General features: G+C 70.2%; 19 protein-coding genes. 8 read left to right on the forward strand and 11 right to left on the reverse strand.

All coding sequences use genetic code 11. The annotated features are described in order from the left end of the window. Nucleotides 1-85 precede the first annotated feature (85 nt). Nucleotides 86-337: a hypothetical protein gene (locus AB0H93_RS04310; RefSeq protein WP_358567222.1), complete on the reverse strand. Its 252-nt coding sequence runs from the start codon at nucleotides 335-337 to the stop codon at nucleotides 86-88. Nucleotides 338-494: 157 nt separating this feature from the next. On the opposite strand from AB0H93_RS04310, the gene AB0H93_RS04315 reads away from it, so the two are divergent. Then, nucleotides 495-3,110 (forward strand): PEP/pyruvate-binding domain-containing protein, encoded by a 2,616-nt coding sequence (locus AB0H93_RS04315; protein ID WP_358567225.1) that lies wholly within the window; start codon nucleotides 495-497, stop codon nucleotides 3,108-3,110. A gap of 134 nt (nucleotides 3,111-3,244) precedes the next feature. Here the strand turns inward: AB0H93_RS04315 and AB0H93_RS04320 are convergent, their stop codons facing one another. The 4 genes from AB0H93_RS04320 to AB0H93_RS04335 form a co-directional block, all read right to left on the reverse strand. Further along, entirely contained in the window at nucleotides 3,245-3,934 is a 690-nt protein-coding gene (locus tag AB0H93_RS04320; protein WP_358567228.1) for a hypothetical protein, read from the reverse strand. Between the two features lie 162 nt (nucleotides 3,935-4,096). Then, nucleotides 4,097-4,909: an SLATT domain-containing protein gene (locus AB0H93_RS04325; protein ID WP_358567231.1), complete on the reverse strand. Its 813-nt coding sequence runs from the start codon at nucleotides 4,907-4,909 to the stop codon at nucleotides 4,097-4,099. Nucleotides 4,910-5,169: 260 nt separating this feature from the next. After that, nucleotides 5,170-5,757: a M23 family metallopeptidase gene (locus AB0H93_RS04330; RefSeq protein WP_358567234.1), complete on the reverse strand. Its 588-nt coding sequence runs from the start codon at nucleotides 5,755-5,757 to the stop codon at nucleotides 5,170-5,172. A 478-nt stretch (nucleotides 5,758-6,235) separates the two neighbouring features. Further along, entirely contained in the window at nucleotides 6,236-6,778 is a 543-nt protein-coding gene (locus AB0H93_RS04335; RefSeq protein WP_358567237.1) for a YceI family protein, read from the reverse strand. A 100-nt stretch (nucleotides 6,779-6,878) separates the two neighbouring features. On the opposite strand from AB0H93_RS04335, the gene AB0H93_RS04340 reads away from it, so the two are divergent. Further along, nucleotides 6,879-7,733 carry a helix-turn-helix transcriptional regulator gene (locus tag AB0H93_RS04340; protein ID WP_358567240.1) on the forward strand — a complete coding sequence of 285 codons (855 nt, stop codon included), beginning with the start codon at nucleotides 6,879-6,881 and terminating at the stop codon, nucleotides 7,731-7,733. Between the two features lie 101 nt (nucleotides 7,734-7,834). Here the strand turns inward: AB0H93_RS04340 and AB0H93_RS04345 are convergent, their stop codons facing one another. Beyond that, nucleotides 7,835-8,479 carry a TetR family transcriptional regulator gene (locus tag AB0H93_RS04345; protein WP_358567243.1) on the reverse strand — a complete coding sequence of 215 codons (645 nt, stop codon included), beginning with the start codon at nucleotides 8,477-8,479 and terminating at the stop codon, nucleotides 7,835-7,837. A gap of 89 nt (nucleotides 8,480-8,568) precedes the next feature. Between AB0H93_RS04345 and AB0H93_RS04350 the strand changes: the two genes are divergently transcribed. Next, on the forward strand, nucleotides 8,569-9,495 hold the full coding sequence (locus tag AB0H93_RS04350) for a zinc-binding dehydrogenase (RefSeq protein ID WP_358567246.1): 927 nt from the start codon (nucleotides 8,569-8,571) through the stop codon (nucleotides 9,493-9,495). A 21-nt stretch (nucleotides 9,496-9,516) separates the two neighbouring features. Further along, a complete protein-coding gene (locus AB0H93_RS04355) occupies nucleotides 9,517-10,695 on the forward strand; it encodes an FAD-binding oxidoreductase (RefSeq protein WP_358567248.1) in 1,179 nt (392 codons plus the stop codon). Nucleotides 10,696-10,782: 87 nt separating this feature from the next. Here the strand turns inward: AB0H93_RS04355 and AB0H93_RS04360 are convergent, their stop codons facing one another. Beyond that, nucleotides 10,783-12,498: a 2-isopropylmalate synthase gene (locus tag AB0H93_RS04360; RefSeq protein ID WP_358567250.1), complete on the reverse strand. Its 1,716-nt coding sequence runs from the start codon at nucleotides 12,496-12,498 to the stop codon at nucleotides 10,783-10,785. A gap of 175 nt (nucleotides 12,499-12,673) precedes the next feature. Between AB0H93_RS04360 and AB0H93_RS04365 the strand changes: the two genes are divergently transcribed. After that, nucleotides 12,674-13,357 carry a FadR/GntR family transcriptional regulator gene (locus AB0H93_RS04365; RefSeq protein WP_358386428.1) on the forward strand — a complete coding sequence of 228 codons (684 nt, stop codon included), beginning with the start codon at nucleotides 12,674-12,676 and terminating at the stop codon, nucleotides 13,355-13,357. Between the two features lie 59 nt (nucleotides 13,358-13,416). Here the strand turns inward: AB0H93_RS04365 and AB0H93_RS04370 are convergent, their stop codons facing one another. The 4 genes from AB0H93_RS04370 to AB0H93_RS04385 form a co-directional block, all read right to left on the reverse strand. Further along, nucleotides 13,417-15,546 (reverse strand): MMPL family transporter, encoded by a 2,130-nt coding sequence (locus AB0H93_RS04370; protein WP_358567253.1) that lies wholly within the window; start codon nucleotides 15,544-15,546, stop codon nucleotides 13,417-13,419. Between the two features lie 193 nt (nucleotides 15,547-15,739). After that, nucleotides 15,740-15,973: a hypothetical protein gene (locus tag AB0H93_RS04375; protein ID WP_132484466.1), complete on the reverse strand. Its 234-nt coding sequence runs from the start codon at nucleotides 15,971-15,973 to the stop codon at nucleotides 15,740-15,742. After that, nucleotides 15,970-16,302, reverse strand: coding sequence for an ArsR family transcriptional regulator (locus AB0H93_RS04380; RefSeq protein WP_358567257.1), 333 nt, complete (start codon nucleotides 16,300-16,302; stop codon nucleotides 15,970-15,972). Before AB0H93_RS04380 ends, AB0H93_RS04375 begins: the two co-directional genes overlap by 4 nt. 134 nt (nucleotides 16,303-16,436) lie before the next feature. After that, entirely contained in the window at nucleotides 16,437-17,606 is a 1,170-nt protein-coding gene (locus tag AB0H93_RS04385; protein WP_358567260.1) for an MFS transporter, read from the reverse strand. A gap of 87 nt (nucleotides 17,607-17,693) precedes the next feature. Between AB0H93_RS04385 and AB0H93_RS04390 the strand changes: the two genes are divergently transcribed. The 3 genes from AB0H93_RS04390 (at nucleotide 17,694) to AB0H93_RS04400 (ending at nucleotide 21,304) form a co-directional block, all read left to right on the forward strand. Next, nucleotides 17,694-18,578: a LysR family transcriptional regulator gene (locus AB0H93_RS04390; RefSeq protein WP_358567263.1), complete on the forward strand. Its 885-nt coding sequence runs from the start codon at nucleotides 17,694-17,696 to the stop codon at nucleotides 18,576-18,578. A 354-nt stretch (nucleotides 18,579-18,932) separates the two neighbouring features. After that, entirely contained in the window at nucleotides 18,933-21,101 is a 2,169-nt protein-coding gene (locus AB0H93_RS04395) for an N-6 DNA methylase (RefSeq protein ID WP_358567266.1), read from the forward strand. Further along, complete coding sequence (locus AB0H93_RS04400; RefSeq protein ID WP_358567269.1) at nucleotides 21,101-21,304, forward strand: hypothetical protein; 204 nt, start codon at nucleotides 21,101-21,103, stop codon at nucleotides 21,302-21,304. Before AB0H93_RS04395 ends, AB0H93_RS04400 begins: the two co-directional genes overlap by 1 nt. Nucleotides 21,305-21,501: the final 197 nt, after the last annotated feature.

A 21,501-nucleotide genomic window follows, 5' to 3' on the forward strand; every position in this document is an offset into this window, starting at 1 on the left:
CTTGCAGCACTCAACTAGTTGGCGCGGTCAAGCATGACCTCGGATCAAATGCGAAGCAACTTCGTTTCCTGTGCCCTGGGCCACGTCAGCGCCGCCGCGACGAGCGGCCCATCCCCAGCGTCGTGCCGTCGGCCCGGCGGAGCACGACGACCGGAGCCGTCGCGGCGTGCTTGCCGCTGCCCGGCGTGAACCGCTCGCGCGGCGAACGCGGTTGGTAGAACCAGGCGAGCTCGGTCCGCGCCCGCGCCACCGCGCGCCGCCGGCGCAGCTGCCTGCAGATCGCCGGGGCGAGCACCGCCAGGCCGGACATCGTCGCTACCGCCATCCACCAATGCATCCCCGCTCCCTTCCTTGGGAGGAGGAATGGCGCTCGCCCCGGCTCGTGATGCGACGGCCATCGATACCCCCCGAATGGCCTAGCGAAAAATTCAACACATGTTGATTTCTTGGTCATCGGCGAGCTACCTTGCTCCCAACGGCGAGGGAGGTATGCGATGAGCACCCTGGAGACCCGAACCCTGCTCGACCTCGGCGAGATCGGCGCCGGCGACGGCGAGCTCGTCGGCGGCAAGGCCGCGAACCTGGGCGAGCTGTCGGCGGCCGGCTTCCGGGTGCCACCCGGCTTCTGCATCAGCACGCACGCCTACGACGAGGTCTGCCGGGAACCGGCCGAAGACCTGCTGGACCGGCTGCCCGGCTCGGCCGCCGAGATCCGCTCCCGCCTGGCCGGCGCCGAGCTCCCGGCCGGGCTGGCCGCCGCGATCGCCGCCGCCTACGCGGAACTCGGCCCGGACGCGCCGGTGGCGGTGCGCTCCTCCGCAACCGCCGAGGACCTGCCGCACGCCAGCTTCGCCGGCCAGCAGGACACCTACTTGAACGTCGTCGGCGAGGCCGCACTGCTGGACGCGGTGCGACACTGCTGGAGTTCGCTGTGGACGGACCGGGCCGTGGCCTACCGCGCCGCCAACGGCATCGACCACCGCACGGTGCGGCTGGCCGTCGTCGTGCAGCGCATGGTGAACGCGACCGCGGCAGGCGTGCTGTTCACCGCGAACCCGGTCACCGGGCGGCGGTCCGAGGCCGTGATCGACGCGAACACCGGGCTCGGCGAATCGGTGGTATCGGGCTCGGTCACCCCGGACCACTTCGTGGTGGAGTCCGGCCGGGTCACCGCGAAGCGGCTCGGTGACAAGCCCGCCAGCATCCGGCCGAAACCCGGCGGCGGTACGGAATCCGTTGTGCAGCAAGCCGATCTGCCGTCGATCACGGACGACCAGGCCGGGGCGCTCGCCGCGCTGGGCGCGGAGGTAGCGCGGCACTACGGCGCGCCGCAGGACATCGAGTGGGCCATCGACGGCGACGGCACCGTCTGGCTGACCCAGTCGCGGCCGGTCACCACGCTGTTCCCGCTGCCCGCCGAGCCGCTCGGCGGCCTGCACGTCTACCTGTCGATCAACGTGGTGCAGGGCGTCTACCGGCCGATCACGCCGCTGGGCGCGGCGACGCTGGCGCTGATGCTCACCAACCTGATGCGCAACATCGGCATCCCGGCCGACGGCCACCGCCCGAAGCTGTGGCGGCAGGCCGACGGCTGGCTGTTCGCCGACATCACCGGCATGACCCGCAGCAGGATCGGCCGCGCGATCGGCCCCCGGGTGTTCGCGGTGGCCGAAGCCCGCACCGGCAAGGTATTCGAATCGCTGCTCGACGATCCGCGACTTCCCCTGGACCCGAAGATCCCGTGGCCGCTGCTGCGCCGGATCGGCGGAATCCTGTTGCACACCAAGGCGCCCATCCACCTGGCACGCACGCTGCGCGATCCCTCGCGCGCCCGCGAGCAGCTCTTCGGCGTGGTGCCGGAGATCCGGGCGGCCCTCGCGAGCGACGAGCCGTCGTCCGCGCGCGAGCGGCTGGCGGCGGCGCGGCGGGGCATCGCGGAGGTCGCGGTCCCGCGCATCGCACAGATCCCGCCGCGGATGCTGCCCGTCCTCCTCCTCAGCCGGCTGCTGCCGAAGCTGGTCGGCCGGGCCGCCACCGCCGAGGAGGTGCAGATCGTGCTGCGCGGCATCCCGCACAACGTCACCACCGAGATGGACCTGGAGCTGTGGGGCATCGCGCAGCTCGCCCGCCGGGATCCCGGAACCGCCCGGCTGTTCGGCGAATCCTCCCCCGACGAGCTCGCCGCGCGCTACCGGGCCCGGGCGCTGCCCACTGATGTCCAAAGTGGACTCGATGACTTCCTGGCGCGCAACGGGCACCGGACGGTGGCGGAGATCGACGTCGGCGTGCCGCGCTGGTCGGAGGACCCGACGCACGTGCTCGGGCTCGTCGCGAACTACGTGCGGACGGGCCAGAGCGGGCACGATGCCGACGAGCAGTACCGGCGCGGCGTGGCCGAGGCGGAGCGGACGGCCGCCGAGATCGTGTCCCGGCTGCGGCGCCGGAACCCGCTGCGCGCACGGGTCGCCGGGTTCGTGGTGGACCGGGTGCGGCAGCTCGCCGGGCTCCGCGAACTGCCGAAGTACTGCATCGTGCTGGCGATCGCGAACGCCCGCCGCCACCTGCAGGCCGTGGGCGAGGAACTCGCCTCGAAGGGCCTCCTGGAACGCGCGGACGACGTGTTCTTCCTGGAATACGAGGAGATCGACGCGGCCATCTCCGGCGCCGACCACCGGGATCTGGTGGCCCGGCGCCGCGAAACGCACGAGAGGGAGCTGCGACGCCGGAACCCGCCGCGCGTGCTGCTCTCCGACGGCACCGAGCCCGAGGCGGCGCTGCCGGTGGCGACGGTCGACGGCCAGTTGACCGGGACTTCGGCTTCGGCGGGCACCGTGACCGGGACGGCGCGCGTGGTGCACGATCCGGTCCGCGCGCAGCTCGCGCCCGGCGAGATCCTGGTCGCGCCGTCCACCGATCCGGGCTGGACGCCGCTGTTCCTGACCGCGGGCGGCCTGGTGATGGAGATGGGCGGGCCGAACTCGCACGGCGCGACGGTGGCCCGGGAGTACGGAATCCCCGCGGTGGTGGGCGTTCCCGACGCCACCACCCGCATCGCCGACGGCCAGCGGATCACCGTGCACGGCTCGGCCGGGACCGTCGAGCTCGCCTGACGACGATGGCCCCCGCCGGTTCGGCGGGGGCCATCGAGTCGTCATCGGGGGCGCCGTCGGCGGAAGCGTCCGCCGGTGCAGCGGTGCAGTCGATCGCGTTCTTCTGTTGTCGACTTCCGGTGTGGCAGGCGCGGTCAGGCGCCGAGCTGGTTGACGCCGCCGAGCGGGCCGTGGCTGACCACGTCGTTGACCTTGTCCAGCGCCGTGGTCGGGTCGGTCTTGCCGACCGGGAGGTTGCCGGCCAGGCCGCCCAGCGGGCCCTGCGGGCCGGCGATGCCGCCGAGCGCGTCGCCGCTGCGGGACAGCGGCAGCTGGCTACCGGCGAGCGGGGTGCTGGACGCCACGCCGTGGACCGCCTCGCCGACCACGTCGACGTCCTGCTGCGCGGGCTTGGTCTGCGCCCCGCCCGGCAGCGCCGAGTCCGCGCCGATCGGCAGCAGGTCGTTGGTCGGGCCGCCGGTGCGGGCCACGGGCGAGGCCTGCAGGGCCGGGACGACGCCGCCGACCGGCGTCGCGCCGAGCACGTTGTTCGGGTCGAGGTTCTTGCCGCCGGTCACGCCGCCGAGCGCACCGGTGACGCCGCCGAGCGGGTCGCCGCCGCTGCGGCCGGCGAGGTGCTCCTCGACCGGGACGACGTCGCCCACGGTCTGCTGCGCGGAGTGCAGCGTGCCCCCGAAGTGGTACGCCGTCTGCGCGAGGTTGTTGTCCGTGGGCAGCTCCGCGGGCAGCTGCGGGGTCTCGGCCGCGTTCGCGGTAGCTGCGAAGCCGACCGCGCCGGCGCCGCCGACCAACACAGCGGCCGCTGCGGTAAGGGTGCGCTTCATCGCAATGCTCCTCTCTGCACAGGCCGATTCCTGTGCGCCGGGCCGGAGATTACGGAAGGATCACCCACCACCATTCAGCGATCACATAAGTGGGAAATGTGGACAGTCAGTAATCGTTTCCCGCTAAATAACTTCACTTTCGTGTACATGACGCGGAAGTGATTACTGGCCGATCCCCTCCGTCGATGCCGACGGCAACCGGCGCGCCCGCTCGGCCCGCAGCGACTCGACCGCGTCGGCGAACTCCGCGTAGGCCTCGCTCTCGCTGTCGAACCGCCGGTACCGGCCCACCCGCAGCTCCACCGACTCGTACTCGCGCTCCAGCGCGTCGCCGGCCTGCTGGCACGCGGCCGACCGGTCGCGGTACTTGGCGTGCCCGGCGAACGCCGCCGCCACCGCCACCAGCAGGCACAACGCCACCGCGACCCACCGGAAGTCCACAGCGGACATCGAGGCCGCCGTCGCGGTCGCGGCGACGATCGAGCCGCCGATGATCACCGTCTGCAGGACGTTGTCCTTCCAGCGGTCCCGCCGGGCCTCGCTCCGGTAGCGCTCGATGAGCTCCGGCAGCTGCGCCCGGTAGCGCTTGTGCGCCCCCAGCAGATCCCCAGGCCCCAGTTCGTCCAGCAGGTGCTCGCGGTGCGCGTACTCCAGCGCGCGGAGTTCTGATTCCACCGCGCGAACCTTAAAGTGCTGCTGGTAGAGGAATTTCGCCGACACCGCCAGCGAGGCCAGTGCCAGCGCGAACACGATCGCGGCCGGCAGTGCGGACGTCCATAACCACAGCGCGGCCGCGGCCGCGCCGATCAGCAACAGGTTGCCCGGCACCGCCCAGACCAGCAGCAGCCGCTGCACCAGCCGCGCCCGGTAGTGCTCCTCGGACCGCTCGGCGATCCGGCGTTCCCAGTCCGCCGGCCGACCGCCCCCGGCGAGCACTCCACCGCCGACGATCCCGGCCGCATCCACTCGCTCCATCACATCGATCCTTCCAGCGCGTTAGTGCGATCGAAGTAGCTCCCAGAGCACCACGACAATCGGCCAGGAGGGTGATGATCCATTCGGCCGATCGGTCCACTGCCGGATGTGCCGGGTGATCGTCGCTGAGTTCGCGCGACGCTGCACGATCGATAACGCGCAGTAATAACAGCGAATGCTGCCGCGTCCGACGCCGTGGGCGGTTTCCAGGGCCTGCCACTCTGACAGCGGCCACGGCGCGCCGGTCGGCCGGGGGCGCACTACCGGTGCGTCAGCTCGGCGTCCACGTCGCGGTAGAACTGCTCCGGATCCACCGGCTGCCCGGCAACCTCGATCTGGAAGTGCAGGTGCGGCCCGGTGGATTCGCCGCGATCGCCCATGGTCGCGATCTGCTCCCCGGCGCGCACCTGTTCCCCGACCTCGACGAAATCCTCGTCGATGTGGCCGTAAATCGAAACGACGTCGCCGCGGTGCGCAATTCTGATCCACATGCCGTATCCGGAGGCCGGGCCGGAATCGATGACGGTGCCCCGGGCGGCGGCGCGGATCGGCGTGCCGATGTCGTTGGCGATGTCCACGCCGTTGTGCATGGTGCCCCAGCGGCCGCCGAAGCCGCTGCTGATCTCGCCGTCCGCCGGCGACACCCACGAATCGTCGGACTCGTCCGCTGGCGCGGGCTTGCCGGGCGAGCGCGCGGCGAAGTGCGCGGCCAGGTCGGGTCCGGGCTTCGGGGGCTGCCGGTGGGCATCGTGCACAGCCGGGGCGGCAAGGGCTCCTGCGGTGCAAAAAGCGCCGCCGAGGAGCAAGCCGGTCAACACGGCGGCCGCGGTCTTCTCTCGCATTGCCATTGCGCTTTTCCACTCCTCCCGCCGCCGCGGTATTCACGCGGCGGCCGGGCCGAATTCCGCACCTGATCGCCGGTCATTCGAATCCGGCAGGCGAGCGGTTCCGGGCAAGATTGGAGCCGAACTGCGGCGAAAATGCATTGGGAACTGGCTCAATGGCATGAATTCCGGGCAATTCACGGTGTCCCGCACGCAGGTGTCCGCGAATCCACCACAAGGAATCGCCGCCGACACCGAGCGTCCACAGTGGTCACAAGTCCCGGTGAACGGCGCGCGGCCCGGACCCGAAGCCCCTTCACCCGACCACGGAGGGTGCCGGGCGCGTCCGTTCCTCCCGGTCACCTCCCCGGTCGGCACACCACCCGACCGGCAGTCACTCGATCGAGTTAGGAACGGGCCTGGGCGGCGGCGCGGGTAGCGGACCCGGCCGCCGGGTGCGCGACCGCGAGCCTCCCGGGCCGCCCGGGAGGCTCGCGCCCGGTCACTTCGGCTCGACGAACTGGACGTCGAGCTGGATCTTCACCACGTCGCCGAGCAGCGCCTCGCCGGGGCCGAAGTTGATGCCGTAGTCGCGGCGCCGGATCTCGCCGTTGGCCTCGAACCCGGCGTGCCGGCTGCCGTCGGGGAGGTCCTGCACTCCGCCGAACTCGACGTCGAAGGCGATCGGCCTGGTCACCTCGCCGATGGTCAGCTCCCCTTCGAGGGTCCAGTCCTCGCCTTCGCCGCTCAGCCGGGTGGAGCGGAAGGCCAGCGTCGGGCGCTTCTCGACGTCGAGCAGGTCGGGGGCCAGCACGTGGGCGTCGCGGTCGGCGTTGCCGGTGTCGATGGACGCGACGGCCACAGTGGCGTTGATCGCGCTGCCGTCGAGCGTCCCGCCGACCACCAGCTCGGCGTCGACCTCGGCGAAGCGGCCTCGCACCTTCGAAACCCCCAGGTGGCGGATCGCGAAGCCGACCGAGGAGTGCAGCGGGTCCAGCGCCCAGCGGCCGGTCTTGAGGGGCAGTGCGGTCGTTTCAGTCGTCATGGTTCGAACCTGCCCGGCTCGCCGCCGCGGAGGGAGACCGCGCTGAGACTGTCCCTCGCAGGGCCACCACCGGCGCGCCGCGGGCAGGTAGGTTCCGATCGTGCGCGACAACGAGTTCGGGGCCTTCCTGCGCGCCCGGCGGGAGGCCATCACCCCGGCCGAGGTGGGCCTGCCCACCGGGCCCCGCCGGCGGACGCCCGGGCTGCGGCGCGCCGAACTGGCCACGATCGCCGGGATCAGCGTCGAGTACCTCACCAGGCTGGAGCAGGGCCGGGACCGCCACCCGTCCCCCGAGGTGCTGGGCGCCATCGTCGACGCCCTGCGGCTGTCCACCGATGATCGCGAGCAGCTGTGGCTGATCCTCGGCCACGACAAGCCGGCCGCGCTGTGCCCGCGAGTGGCCGAGCCGCCCGGCCAGGCCGTGCGCCCGAGCGTGCAGGCGATCCTCGACCGGCTCGAACCCGGCCCGGCACTGGTGATCAACCGGGTCTGCGACGTGCTCGCGTGCACCGGCGGCTACCGGCGGCTGGCGGGGCCGCTCGGCGTCCTGGACGCCGATTCGCCGAACCTGCTGCGCTACGTGTTCACCGACGACCGCGCCCACGTCGCGCATCCCGAGTGGGCGCGCATCGCCGACGGCCTCGCCAACTTCCTGAAGCTCGGGTTCCGCCTCGACGACCCGCACTCCACGGGCCTCGCCGCGGAGCTGACCGATGCCGCCGGGGCGTCCTTCACCAGCCGGTTCGAGACGCCCGCCGCCGTGCTCCAACGCACCGGCGCGGAGCGCTGGGTGCATCCCGAGGTCGGCGAGCTGCTGCTGGGCTTCGAGATCGTGGAACTGCCGGACGTCGACCAGCGGATGATCATCTACCTGCCGGCCGACGAAGAGACCTCCGCGGCGCTCGACCGCCTCGACGGCCGCCAGCCCGGCGCCCTCCGGGCGGTCTCCGGCTGACCTGCTCGTGAGTGCCGAGTCCGGTTCTTACCGGACTGAGCGCTCACGACAGCGCGTCCCGGCTCGTGAGCGAAGGCTCCGGTTCTTACCGGACTGAGCGCTCACGAGCGCCACTCGCCCGGCGACAGCGTGAGGACGCCCGGGATCGCGGCGAAGGCACGCCGGGCGCAGTCGACCAGGTCGTCGCGGGTGTGCGAATCCTCCCGCGCCAGCCACATCTCCATCGCGCAGTGGAACGCGGCGACCAGCAGGTCCATCACCAGGCGGGCGCGCACGTCAGCCTGATCGGGCAGCCCGAAGCGGCGGTGCAGGGTCTCCATCGCGGAACGGGTGGTCCGGCCGCAGAACTGCAGGCCGTGCGCGTCCATCGACGGCGTCGCGGCGGCCAGCCGCCTGCTGAGCAGCACCCGCTCCGACCAGCCTTCGGCGGGCATCCGCTGCAGCGCCGCGAGCAACCCGTCCTGCGCGACCTCCAGCAGCGGGCGGTCGTCCGGCTCGCGGGTTTCGAGGTCGGCCAGGAACTCGGTCCAGAGGTCTTCGGTCGGTGCCAGCGCCACGTCTTCCTTACAGCCGAAGTAGCGGAAGAACGTGGTCTTGGAGACCTCGACCGCCTCGCACAGCTCGTCGACCGTCGTGGCGTCGAAGCCCTGCTCGGTGAACTTCGCCAGGGCGGTGTCGATCATCGCCTGCCGGGTGCGCAGCTTCTTGCGCTCGCGCAGCGAGACGGGGCGGGACGGGGCGCTCATCGCGGACAGATTACCCGAGCCCTAGTGCGACTCGGAAACTTATGGTACTCAGTTACATAAGCTACTGGATCACATTCATGCGAGGAATCATGCGCGCACTGCTCGTCGACCGCTCGGCACCCGGCGGCCTCCGCCTCGGCCAGGCCCCGGACCCCGTTCCCGCGCCGAACCAGGCGCTGGTGCGGGTCACGGCGACTTCCCTGAACTACGGCGAGGTGCGGCACGTCCTGGAGGAATCCCCGGACGGCAGCGTCCTCGGCTGGGATGCGGCGGGAGTCGTCGAGCACGCGGCGGCCGACGGCTCCGGCCCGGCCGAAGGCACGCCGGTCGTCACCCTGGCCCCGGACGGCGCGTGGGCCGAACTCCGAGCCGTCGACACCCACCTGATCGGCACCGTCCCGCAGGGCGCCGACCTCGGCGCGATCAGCACCATTCCGGTGGCCGGCGCGAGCGCACTGCGCGCGCTGCACCGGATCGGGCCGATCCTCGGCAAGCGGGTGCTGGTCACCGGCGCCACCGGCGGGACCGGGCGATATGCCGTGCAGCTGGCGCGGATGGGCGGCGCGCACGTCACCGCGTCCACCGGGAATCCGGCCGCGCACGGCGACGGGCTGCGCGCGCTCGGCGCGCACGAGGTGGTGTCCAACCCGGCCGAATCGGCCACAGTGGACGGTGTGGTCGACCTGGTCGGCGGTGAGCAACTGGTGGCCGCCCACGACCGGCTCGCCGAGGGCGGCACGCTGGTGGCGGTCGGGCACATCACCGGCAAGGGCGAGAACTTCCCGTTCGGCGCGCTCTTCGGCGCACCGGCCCGGCACGACCGCGCGATCGCCACGTTCTTCCTGCTCCGCTGCACCGGCCTGGCACCGGACCTGACCTGGCTGGCTGAGCGCATCGCGACCGGCGACTTGGACCCGCAGGTGTCCTGGCGCGGCGCCTGGGACCGCGCCCCGGAGGCGATCGAGGCGCTGCTCGGCCGGACCCTGCACGGCAAGGCGGTCCTCGAAATCTCTTGAGGACCACGTAGGTTCGTTGCCATGGCAAGGAAGACCGTGGTCATCGGGGCGGGCATCGTCGGGGCATCGATCGTGGCGCAGCTGCCCGAGGAGGTCTCGGTGACGGTGCTCGACCAGGGCCCGTCCGGCCGGCTGCGGGGTTCGACCGGGCATGCGCCCGGTTTCGTGGGCCTGCTCAACGAAGTACCGGTGTCGACGGAGCTGGCGCGGGCGAGCGCCGAGCTGTACGACGACCTCGAACTGGACGGCGTGCGGGGCTTCGACCGGGTCGGCGGCGTGGAGGTCGCCAGCACGCCGGAAACCGCCGCCAAGCTGGAAGAACGGGCGGAACTCGCGGCGCGGGCCGGACTTCCGCACCGGCTGCTCGACGCCGCCGGGACCGCGGCCCTGGCGCCGGAGCTGATCGATCCGGCGCATTGCCTCGGCGGCCTGCACTACGTCCAGGACGGCACCGCGCGTGCCGGTGTCATCACCGCGGCGCTGCGGAAGCGCAGCCGCGCCCGGTTCGTCGACGACGCCGCGGTCGTCGGCATCGAGCTCCGCGGCGCCCGCGTGTCGGCGGTGCGGACCGCGACGGAGTCGTTCCCGGCGGACGACGTCGTACTGGCCTCCGGCATCTGGGGGTCGCTGGTGGCATCGCTGGTGGACCAGCGGATTCCGCTCACGCCCGTCGCGCATCCGTACGTCTACGGCCCGAAGCGGGCGGAATCCGCGACGCGGACGCCGTTCGTGCGCTGGCCCGAGCAGCACGTCTACGCGCGCGACCACGGCGATCGCCTCGGCCTCGGCACCTACGACCACACCCCGCAGCCGGTCCCGCTCGACCGGCTCGGCCGGACCGCGGAACAGCCGTGGCCCGGCGAGCTGTTCGACGACGCCGTCGGACGCGCGATGGAGCTGCTGCCGGAGGCGAACCGCTTCCCCATCGCCGAGCGGCTCAACGGGGTGTTCTCGATGACGCCCGACAACCTCCCGTTCCTCGGCGCCTTCCCGGACATCACCGGTCTCTGGTCGGCGGTGGCGATCTGGGTGACCAGCGCCGGAGGCGCGGCGCGCGGGCTGGTGGAGCTCATGTGCGACAAGCCGTCGAGCTTCCCCGGCCTGGACAGCCTCCGCCCGGACCGCTTCGCCGGTCAGGACCCGGCGGACCTCGAAGCCCGGGCCCTGCGGCTGTACCGCGACATCTACGCCAGCCTGTGACCGATGGCCGTGAGCTCTCCGGGCAGCCGGAGGGCTCACGGCCTGTGCGCGTTTTCGGCGCTATAGAGCCGAAAACGCGCACTCATGTCAGCTAGCGGCGGCCAGCACGGCCCGCAGGCTCGACGTGACGACCGAGACGTCGATCCCGACCGCCCACGCAGTGCCCTCCGCCGTGCGGTACTCCAGGTACGTCGCGGCACGCGCCGCGCGTCCCGGCTCGATCGACTGCTGGACGAGGTTCACGATGTCCACCGTCCGATCGTGCTCCTCCAGCACCTGCACCAGCGCGGACACGGCACCTGCCGCGGTCACCTCGTGCGTCGTGGCCTCGCCGTCGACCGCCAGCGTCGCGGTCAGTCGGTCACCCGACGGCCCGTGGCCCACCGACCAGCCCGTCAACGCGATCGACTGGTCCGGATTCTCCAGATATGCCGCGGAGAACAGCTTCCACAGCGTGGCCGCGTCCGCCTCCGCGCCGGTCTCGTCGGTGTGCCGCTGGACCACCTGCGCGAATTCCGCCTGCAACCCGCGCGGCAGGTCCAGCCCGTGCTCGGTCTGCATGAGGTAGGCGATGCCGCCCTTGCCGGACTGGCTGTTCACCCGGATCACCGCCTCGTAGTCCCGGCCGACGTCGTGCGGATCGATCGGCAGGTACGGAACCTCCCAGCGCGCTTGGGATTCCGGGACGTCGCTCTCCCGCGCGCCCAGCGCATGCCGCTGGAACCCCTTCCGGATCGCGTCCTGGTGCGTCCCCGAGAACGCGGTGTAGACGTACTCGCCGACGTACGGGTGCCGTTCGTGGACGCCGATCCGGTTGCAGTGCACGACGGTGTCCCGGACCGAATCGATGTCCGACAGGTCGATCATCGGGTCTACGCCCTGCGAGTACAGGTTCAACGCGAGCGTGATCAGGTCGACGTTCCCGGTCCGCTCGCCGTTGCCGAACAGGCAGCCCTCGACGCGCTGCGCACCGGCGAGCACCGCCAGCTCCGCGCACGCGACCCCGGTGCCCCGGTCGTTGTGCGGGTGCACCGACAAGATCACGTCTTCGCGCCGGTCGAGGTTGCGGCTCAGGTACTCGATCTGGTCGGCGTACACGTTCGGCGTCGCTACCTCGACCGTCGCGGGCAGGTTGATGATCACCGGGCGGTCGGCGCTCGCGTCCCACAGGTCGATCATCATGTTGCAGACCTCGATCGCGAAGTCCGGTTCGGTCAGGTTGAAGACCTCCGGGGAGAACTCGTACCGGATCCCCGGCCGGTCCCCACCGCAGCGGAGCACGTCCTCGCCGGCCTTCCGGATCAGCTCGCGCAGGTCGTCCCGGCCGGCGCGCAGCACCGCGTCCCGCCACAGCGGCGCGGTCGGGGTGTACATGTGGACGACGACCCGGTCCAGGCCGGCGATCGATTCGAAGGTGCGCTCGATCAGATCCCGGCGGGCCGGGGTGAACACCGCGACGGTGACGTCGTCCGGCACCAGGTCCGCTTCCGCCAGCAGCCGGACGAAATCGAAGTCGGTCTGGGACGCGGACGGATATCCGACCTCGATCTCCTTGTACCCGATCGAGAGCATCATCTCGTAGAAGCGCCGCTTGCGCGCCGGATCCATCGGTTCGGCCAGCGCCTGGTTGCCGTCGCGCAGGTCGACGGGGACCCACAGCGGCGCCTGCGTGATGCGGTTCCGCGGCCAGGTCCGGTCGACCTCGGGGACGGTGACGCGGTCGAACGCGCTCCGGTAGCGGTGGTGCGGCATTCCCGACGGCTGCTGCGGGTTCCAGCGCGCGGGGATGTGTTGGGAGGTCATGTCTGCCTTCCGGGTTCGGACGGTCTCCACCGGCGCGCGGCAACACCCCGCGACAGGGGGCGCTGGTCCGGTCAGCCCCTGTCGCGGCCGCTAAGGCCGCGAGCTCCCAACCACATGGCAGGCAACGTACAATACGTCAGGTCCTCAGACAACCTGATAACTCGGGAGGCTGTTCGTGTCGCTGCGTCGATACCCGCTGTCGGAGCAGGCCACCGAGGCGATGTTGCGGCGCATCGGTTCCGGCGACTGGCCGGTCGGCGAGAAGATCCCCAGCGAGACCTCCCTCGCCACCGAGTTCGGAGTTGGCCGGTCGACGGTCCGGGAGGCGGTCCGCGAGCTCGCCGGCCGCGGGCTGCTCGAATCCCGCCACGGCTCCGGCGTCTACGTCATCCGGACCGATCCCGTCGAGGACTGGGCGACGACCGTCCGCAAGGCGGTGATCTCGGACGTGGCGGAGGGCCGCATCGCGGTCGAAGTGGAGGCCGCCCGCCTCGCGGCCGCGAAGCGCACCGACGAGGACCTCGCCGCGATCACGGCGGCGGCCACCCGGCGCGAGGCGCTCCAGCACGCCACGCCGGAGGAGTTCGTGGACGCCGACCTCGCGTTCCACCGCGCGATCGCCGAGGCAGCGCACAACACGATCATCACCGGCCTGTTCGATTCCCTGGCCGAGCGCGTCCGCGAGGCGATGCTCGACATGCTGGGCCTGATGCGGGAATCCGACGCGCAACGACCGGTGGACCAGCACGAGCACCAGGAGATCGCCGATGCGATCCGGGCCGGCGACCCCGAGGCCGCGGGCCGGGCCGCCCGGAACCACCTCGCGAAGATCCTCTCCTACGTCCGCCCGGAACCGTGAGCACCGGCCCGTGAGCACTTTGGAGCGTTATAGCGATCCAGAGTGCTCAGGAGCGTTCGTCAGCCGACCGGATCGGCCTGCCGGACCGGGATCGGGGTGGTTTCCGGTTCGGTGCGGTGCACCAGGCGGGACGGCCACCAGGTCGCCCGGCCCAGGAGGGTCAGGGCGGCCGGGAGGATCAGGACCCGGATCACGAAGGCGTCCAGCAGGACCGCCACCGCCAGGCTGAAGCCGATCTGCTTCATCTCCGCCAGGTGCAGGAACATGAAGGTGGCGAACACCGTGACCATCACGATCGCCGCGCTGGTCACGACCTTCGCCGACTGCCCGACGCCCTGCAGGACCGCCTGCCGGGCCGGGACGCCGCGCAGCGCGGCCTCCCTGATCCGGCTCACCACGAACATCTGGTAGTCCATCGACAGCCCGAAGAGGATGACGAACAGGAACAGCGGTACCCGCGAACCGATCGCGCTGGTGGCGCTGGGATCGAAGCCGAACAGCGCCGAGGCCAGCCCGTACTGGAAGAAGATCACCAGCAGCCCCATCGACGCCGCCGCGGACAGCAGGTTCAGCGCGACCCCGACCAGCCCGATCACCACCGAGCGGAAGACGACCACCGACACCACGAACGTCAGCACCAGCAACGCGATGATCACCAGCGGCAGCTTGCCGTTCTGGTGGGCCAGGTAGTCGACGTCGTGCGCGACGTCCCCGCTGACCGCCACCTCGACGCCGGGCAGCGCGCGGAAGGCCGCGGGCACGTAGTCGGACCGGAGGTGCGTCAACGACCGGGCCGCCTCCGCCGAGCTCGTCTTGAACGGCACCGGGAGCTGCAACATGCTCACCCGCCCGTCCCACGAGGTCTGCGGCGGCGCGGACGCCATGAACAGCGGATCGCCCTGGACGCGCCGGCCGAGATCCACCAGCGCGGCGCGCACCGCCTCGGCTTCGGCCGGTTCGGCGCGGACGACGATGTCGTGCCGGGTCCGCAACTCGGGGAAGGCGGCCGTCATCCGGTCGAAGGTCCGCATCGCGGGGATCTCCCGGGAGTGGCTGTCCTGGTTGAGCACCCGCATCTGCATGCCGAGCACCGGTAGCGAGAGCAGCAGCAGGATCCCCACCGAAACGCACAGCGTGAGCACCGGGCGCTTCGCCGCCGGTCGCAGCATCGCGTCCCAGACCGGTCCACTTCGGACCTTCTTGGGCTTCGCGGGCTTGGCGCGGCGCTCGGCGCGCCGACCGAGGACCACCAGCAGCGCGGGCAGCGCGGTGACCGAGCTGACCACCGCGACCAGCACGACGGTGATCGTGCCGGTGGCCAGCGACGAGAAGATCACGTCGGCGGCCAGGTAGAGCGTCGCTGTGGAGACGATCACCGCGATGCCGGAGACGACCACCGTCCGACCGGCGGTCTCGGCCGCCAGCCCGACGATCGCGGCCGAATCCAGCCGGCCGTCCGCCCGCTCCCGCTCCTCCCGCTCCCGCTTGAGGTAGAACAGCGCGTAGTCGACGCCGACCGCCATGCCGATCAGCAGGATGATGTTGTTGCCCACGCCCACGTCCGGCACCACGTGCGACACCAACATCGACAGCCCCATGGCCGCCGCGATCGATGAAAGGGCGAGCAGCAGCGGCACCCCGGCCATCAGGACCGAGCCGAAGACGACCAGCAGTGTGATCAGCGTGACCGGCAGAGTGATCGCCTCGGACAGCGCCAGGTCGTCGCCGCGCTGCTGATCGACTCCCGCGCTGGTGGAGACGTTGCCGGTCTCGGCCACCAGCAACGCCGGGTGGCGCTGCTGCACCTGCTCGGTCAGCGCGAGCAGCGAACCGATCTGCTTGTCGGCCTCCTCGTCGGGCCCCTTCATGGTCACTTCGACCCGGAGCATCGCGCCGTCCGCCGAACGCACCGGCGGCGCAACGGTTTCCACCGCGGGCAACACCCGCATCAGGCTCGCCACCTCGGCGGCCACCGCCTCGGCGCGGCCCTGGTCCAGCGGGCCGGAGCGGGCGGCGATGGTGATCTGCTCGATCGGCTTGCGCTGCAGGCCACCGGATGCGGACATCGCGTCGGCGCGCCCCGCCTCGCCGACCCAGTGGTCGGCCACCGTCGCGCTGTTCGTGCCGGCCAGCGCGCCCGCGCCGAGGCAGAGTCCGACGAACACGAACCAGCCGATCAGGGCGCGCACCGGATGCTCCGCGCTCCACCTCGCCACCCTGACGGTCCTCGACTTCCCCACTCGCCCCAGCTCCTCGAATCCTTACGCATGTAAGATCAGGCTTACAGGTGGAAGATCGCGAGGTCAAGCGGGCCGATCCGAACCGGGGACAGCAAAAAGCGGGAGAGCCGAAAACGGCCCTCCCGCCGGGAAAAGCTGCGCGTCAGCCGACGCTGCGCAGCAGCGACTCGACCTCCTTGAGCCGGCCGTGCATCTCGGCGATCTCCCGGCGCAGCTCCTCCTGCTCGGCGGTCGCCCGCGCCGCGAACTCGCGGTACTCGGCCATCGCCTCGGCGTCGGCCCGGTGCCGCAGCATCCGGAAGTAGGCGATGAAGCCGATCGTGATGCCGGCGACGATGATCAGGACGATCGCGATGCCGACCACGGCATTGGTCATTTCCGGGTCCCCTTCCCGTCGTTCGAGCCCGCTTCGTCGCCCGACTCCCGCACCGCCGCGCGGATGGTGGCCACGTCGAGGCGGAGTTCGAAGGGACGCAGTTCGAAGTACTTGAGCGCCTTGCCGTCGGCGGACAGCTCCAGGTGTCCCGCGACGAGATCGGCCTTCTCCAGGCGCTCCAGGTGCATGTAGAGCAGCGGCCGGGACATGCCGAGCCGACGCGCGAGCTCGCTCACGTACAGCCGCCCGTCGGCGAGCTCGGCGATGATCCGCAGGCGCTGCGCATGCCCCACGGCACCGAGGAACGCCAGCAGCTCCTCGCTGTCCATCAACCCACCCCGATCCGTCAGCCGATACTTTCGCATGACATGTCGGACTGTCATGCAACCAGGGCCGGGTCGATGCCGTCCGGCGAGTCGCCCTGCACTCCGAAGTGCTCCTCGACCCGGCCAGGCAGAACCGGTCACCGGGACGTGCGCCCGGCGGCGGCCACGAGCAGCGCGGCCAGGGCCAGGGCCGCGGCGAGGAAGAAGGCGCTGGATGGGGAGATCGCGTCGACCATCCGGCCGCCCAGCAGGGCGCCCAGGGCGATCGCGACGTTGAAGACCGCCACGAACAGCGACGATGCCGCTTCCCTGGCGTGCGGCGCCGCGGCGAGCAGCCAGTTCTGCGTGCTCACCGAGACACCGCCGTAGGCGACGCCCCAGACCAGCAGCGCCGCTGTCGCACCGGCGACGCCGAGCGGCAGGCCGAGCGCGAACACAGCCGCCGCGAGCACTGCCGAGATCAGCAACAGGGTGCGGCGCGGATCGCGGGCCGACGCCGCGCCACCTGCGAAATTCCCAGCCACCCCGGCCAATCCGTACGCCAGCAGGAGCACGCCGATCAATCCGGCGTCTACAGAGGACACTTGTTCCAGCACTGGCCGCACGTAGGTGTAGGCCGCGAAATGCCCGCACACCAGCAGCAAGATGACGAACAGCCCGACCCGCACCGCGCCGCTGCGCAACAACTGCGGCACGACGCTGAAGCGCATCGGCTCCTCGGCGGGCAACGGCGGCAGCAGTACCGCGAGCGCGACCGCCACCACCAGCGACACAACGCCCATGACGGCGAACGACGCGCGCCAGCCGCCGAGCTCGCCGATGAACGTCCCCGCCGGAACGCCGAGCACCGAGGCCACCGCGATCCCGCTGAAGATCAGCGACGTCGCAGCGCCGACCGACCCCTCCGGCACCAGCCGCACGGCCGAGCTCGCCGCGATCGCCCACACCCCGCCGATGGACACGCCGACGAGCACCCGCAGCGCGACGAGCAGCGGCAGGTTCGGCGTCACCGCCGAGAGCAGGTTCGCCGAGGCCAGCAAGGCCATCAGCGCGACCAGCACCCAGCGCCGGTCCAGCCGCCCGGCGCCGACGGTGAGCAGCGGCGCGGCGAACGCCGCGATCAGGCCGGGCACCGTCATCGTCAGGCCCGCCACGCCTTCCGGCGCGCGGAGCTCCGCGGCGAGCGACGTGAGCAGGCCGACCGGCAGCATCTCGGTGGTGACCACGGAGAACGTCGCCGCGGCGACCGCCGCGACGGCGGGCCAGCCCCGCGCCACGGGCGGGGTCGAGGTGTCGGTCGTTGTCATGGTCACAGCCTCGGCGGCCCGCCTACCGGGAACAACGCCGAAGTCCTCATCCTTGGATCAGCTGTGCTCATCGAGCGGAGGAGGGACATGGGCGGCCTGGAGGTTCGGGAGCTGGAGTGCTTCCTGGTGCTCGCCGAGGAACTGCACTTCGGCCGCGCCGGCGAACGCCTGTACGTGTCGCAGAGCCGGGTCAGCCAGCTGCTGCGCTCGCTGGAGAGCCGGCTCGGCGCGCGGCTGATCGACCGCACCAACCGCAGGGTCCGCCTCACCGCGCTCGGCGAGCGCTTCCTCGCCGAGCTCCGCCCGGCTTACGACGGCCTCAAGGACGTCGTCGAACGGACCCGCGCGGAGGCGCGAGGCGTGCGGGGCGTGCTGCGCCTCGGCTTCCAGGGGCAGGTCTCCGAGCCCGTGATGGCCCGGATCGACGCCTTCCAGTCGCGTTTTCCCGACTGCGCCACCGAGATCTCCGAGATCCCGCTGAGCGATCCGTTCGGCGCGCTGCGCCGCGGCGAGGTCGACGCGGCGATCGTGCTGCTGCCGGTGCAGGAGCCGGATCTCGTGGTGGGGCCGACGTTCTCCCGCCAGCAGCCGAACATCGCGGTCTCGCTGCGGCATCGCTTCGCCGCCCTGGATTCGGTTCCCGCCGAAGAACTCGCCGACTCCGAGCTGATCGCGCCCGCCGAACCGGCGCCGCCCTACTGGCGCGACGCCCAAACGCCGCCGCGCACGCCGAGCGGCCGCCCGATCCCGCGCGCGAGCACGATCACCACCCTGCAGGAAGGCATAACCCGCGCCGCCGCCAACCGCGGCGCGATGCTGCTCTGCCGCCCCTGCGCGATCTCCCACGCCCGCCGCGACATCGCGTTCGTCCCGGTCACCGGCCTGCCGGACTCCGTCCTCGGCCTGGTCTGGCCGCGCGCCGCGGCGACCACCCGCGTCCTGGCGTTCGCCGAAGTCCTCGCCGACGCCTGATCACTCGAGCACCACCAACCGCACACAGGTCACTGATGTACGATGATCAAATGTCTTGTACACAAACTCAAGAGACCGTGCATCCATCCGGTTCTCGCATCAGTATGCCGTTGACCAGTAAATTTAGCCGACTCTTCCGACTCGTCCGACATCTTTAGACCATTACGCGGCAACTAATCTACGCACGCGCATCCTGATGCGCAGTTGCTGCTCACAGGTACTTCTCACTACCTTGACGCTCGTTCCGAATGCACCCGACCAGGAGGGGTACGCGCCGTGTCGAGAAGCTCTCTTCCGCAGAAGCGGATTCGGCAGGCAGAGATTGCTCAGCTGTTCGACGTAGGACGAGCAGCGGTGAAGAACTGGATCGACCGGCACGATTCTTTCCCGCCGCCGATCCGCTCCGACGGCACCGACTACTACCAACTCGCCGAGGTACTTGCCTGGGGCGACTCGCGGACGATCCGCTCTAACGCGCGCAATCCGGACGAACCTCCCGGCACCACATACGGCGCGCGGGCACGAGCCAAGCTGAAGGCCGAGGCACAACCCCGGAGCGCTGGCGTACTCGCCGTCGACGATGAGGAGGCAGCACAGTCGCTCGTCGCCGAGTTGACGGGCCAACTCGGCAAGCGTGTGGGCGGTACGTCGCAGGTGGCCTACCTGGAGCTGCTCTTCTGCAGCACACTCCTCAAGACCTGCCTATCGCCGTCGAAGTGGGACGGACTCGTCAGCGCCGCACGGGAAAGCTCCGTTAACGCCATTCTCCAGCACATCGGCCGCACCACCGATGATCTGTTGAAGAACAACGGCTTCATACCCGGCTTCGCCAAGGCGATCACATCGTTGCGCCCGGACCCGAAAGCATTGGTCGATGTCCTCGACCGGGTACCCGAGTTGGGCCGAGCCGGTTTCCAGCTCCTCCTCGACAAGTACCAGGACATGGCCAGCCTGAACAGCACGAACTTCTTCACGCCGCACAGCGTGACCACCCTGGCCGCGGAGTTGCTCATCGACGGGGCGACTACCCACCAGACGATCTATGACCCCTATGCCCGCAGCGGCGAAATGCTCATCGCAGCCGCAGCAGCACTCCCGCGCGGTGGTACGACGTTGCACGGCGCGAGCCCGGACAACAGCACCATGCGTTTAGCAGGCTTGCGCCTGATGCTGCACGGCATCACAGCCACCCTGTCCAGCGGGCGTAGCACACCGTGGGATGAGACTGAAAAGCTTTCACGAAACGCCGATTTGATCCTGACTAACCCGCCATTCAACCAGCCTGCGCACATCTTGACCGGTACGTGGCCGTTCGGCGCCCCCCCTAAAGGGAACAACAACTTTGCTTGGCTCCAGCACTGCTTCAACTCGCTGGAACGCGACGGCAGAGCTGCCGTCGTACTGCCGAACATCGCGAGCACTTCAGCCGATCCGCGCGAACTAGCTATCCGTAAAGCGTTGGCTGAGAGAGGGGCGCTGGAAGCCGTCGTCGCACTGTCTCCGAAGCAATTCCGACGGACTCCCATCGCTGTCTGCATCTGGCTCCTGCGCCGCAACACCAACCCAGGCGCCCCAGTGCTGTTCATCGACGCGAGTACGGGTGGCCGCAACGGACGTAGCCAACGGATGTTCGGCGACGAAACCCGAAACCAGGTTCTGGCAGCGTACCGCGCATGGCGCACGGGTCGCGCCATCGACCAACCCGGGGCAGCCCCTGCCAAGTCTGTGCAGCTCGCCGAGATCGAGCGCGAGAACTTCTCGTTCTACCCGCCCAACTACGTCACAACCACGAACTGGCAGCAGGCAACGGTTGAGCACCTGGACATCGAGTTGGCGAAAGTGGCGCGCCAGCGCGATGCAGTGCGACGAGCAATCGTGACGGAAGTGCCGTCAACCGCGAAACCTGCGAGTGGCAAGTTGGAGCAATGGTCCCTGGATTCCCTGTGCCGGGTCCAGGCAGGTCCTTCCAATTCGTTGCTGAAGCCGGCGAACCGAGCGCCCGGCCACGCGATTCCCCTAGTTCTACCCAAACATCTGGCCGACCGCAGGATCACGGGCCAAGACGAGGTCCGCCTGAAAAGCTCGCTAGGCGCTTTCAAGCTCGCCGAGGACGACATCCTCTGTGTTCGATCCGGCTCTATCGGACAGGTGGCCCTGGTGACGGATCAGCAGAAGGGCTTGTATTTTCACACCAACCTGCTGAGGCTGGATGAGTTCAAACGCGACCTCGTCGACCCGCACTACCTTCTTGGTTACCTGTCGCTGCCGCATGTCCGGGACTGGCTCCAACGGATGTCGAAGGCCAGCACGGCCATCCCGACCATCAACGCCCCCACACTGCGCCAACTGACGATCGACCTACCTCCGCTGTCCGAACAACGACGCATCGGCCGATCTCTCCGCGAACTCGACGATCAGCTCGCCGCAGTCCGACAGCTCACGAACGTGGTGGAGGACTACCGCAGCATCCTCGCCGCGCATCTGATGCACGCCAAAATCCCCAACAACGGAGTGGAAGCCTGATGTCCAAGCCTGTCCATGCCAGCACCAAGCTCCCTTGGCTTCTGGTCCTGTTCTTGACTTGTCTGGTCGCCGCCCTGGCCGCCGGAATGATCAAGAGCGCCGCCGGTGCTTCGTTGCCAGAGGTTGTGCTCTTCAGTGGCGGCGTTTTCCTCTCCGCACTCGGCGTGCTCGCAACCCTGATCGGAGCGGTACGCCGCCGATAGCACAGGGGACGAGGGCCAGCTGTAGCAACATCTGGCCCTCGTTCCTCGAAGCCATCGGCAGCCCGAGCTTCTTAGAAGCCAAGACCACTCCTGAACACTCTGGTCAAGCGAATCGGCAGCGATTTCCTCTGGTACGAAGGGGTTCGCGGGCAAGGCTGCTCGCTGGTCTTCACCGAGATTCTGAGTACGTCGCCATC

It is taken from the genome of Saccharopolyspora sp. NPDC050642 (assembly GCF_040654735.1).
GTDB lineage: Bacteria > Actinomycetota > Actinomycetes > Mycobacteriales > Pseudonocardiaceae > Saccharopolyspora > Saccharopolyspora elongata.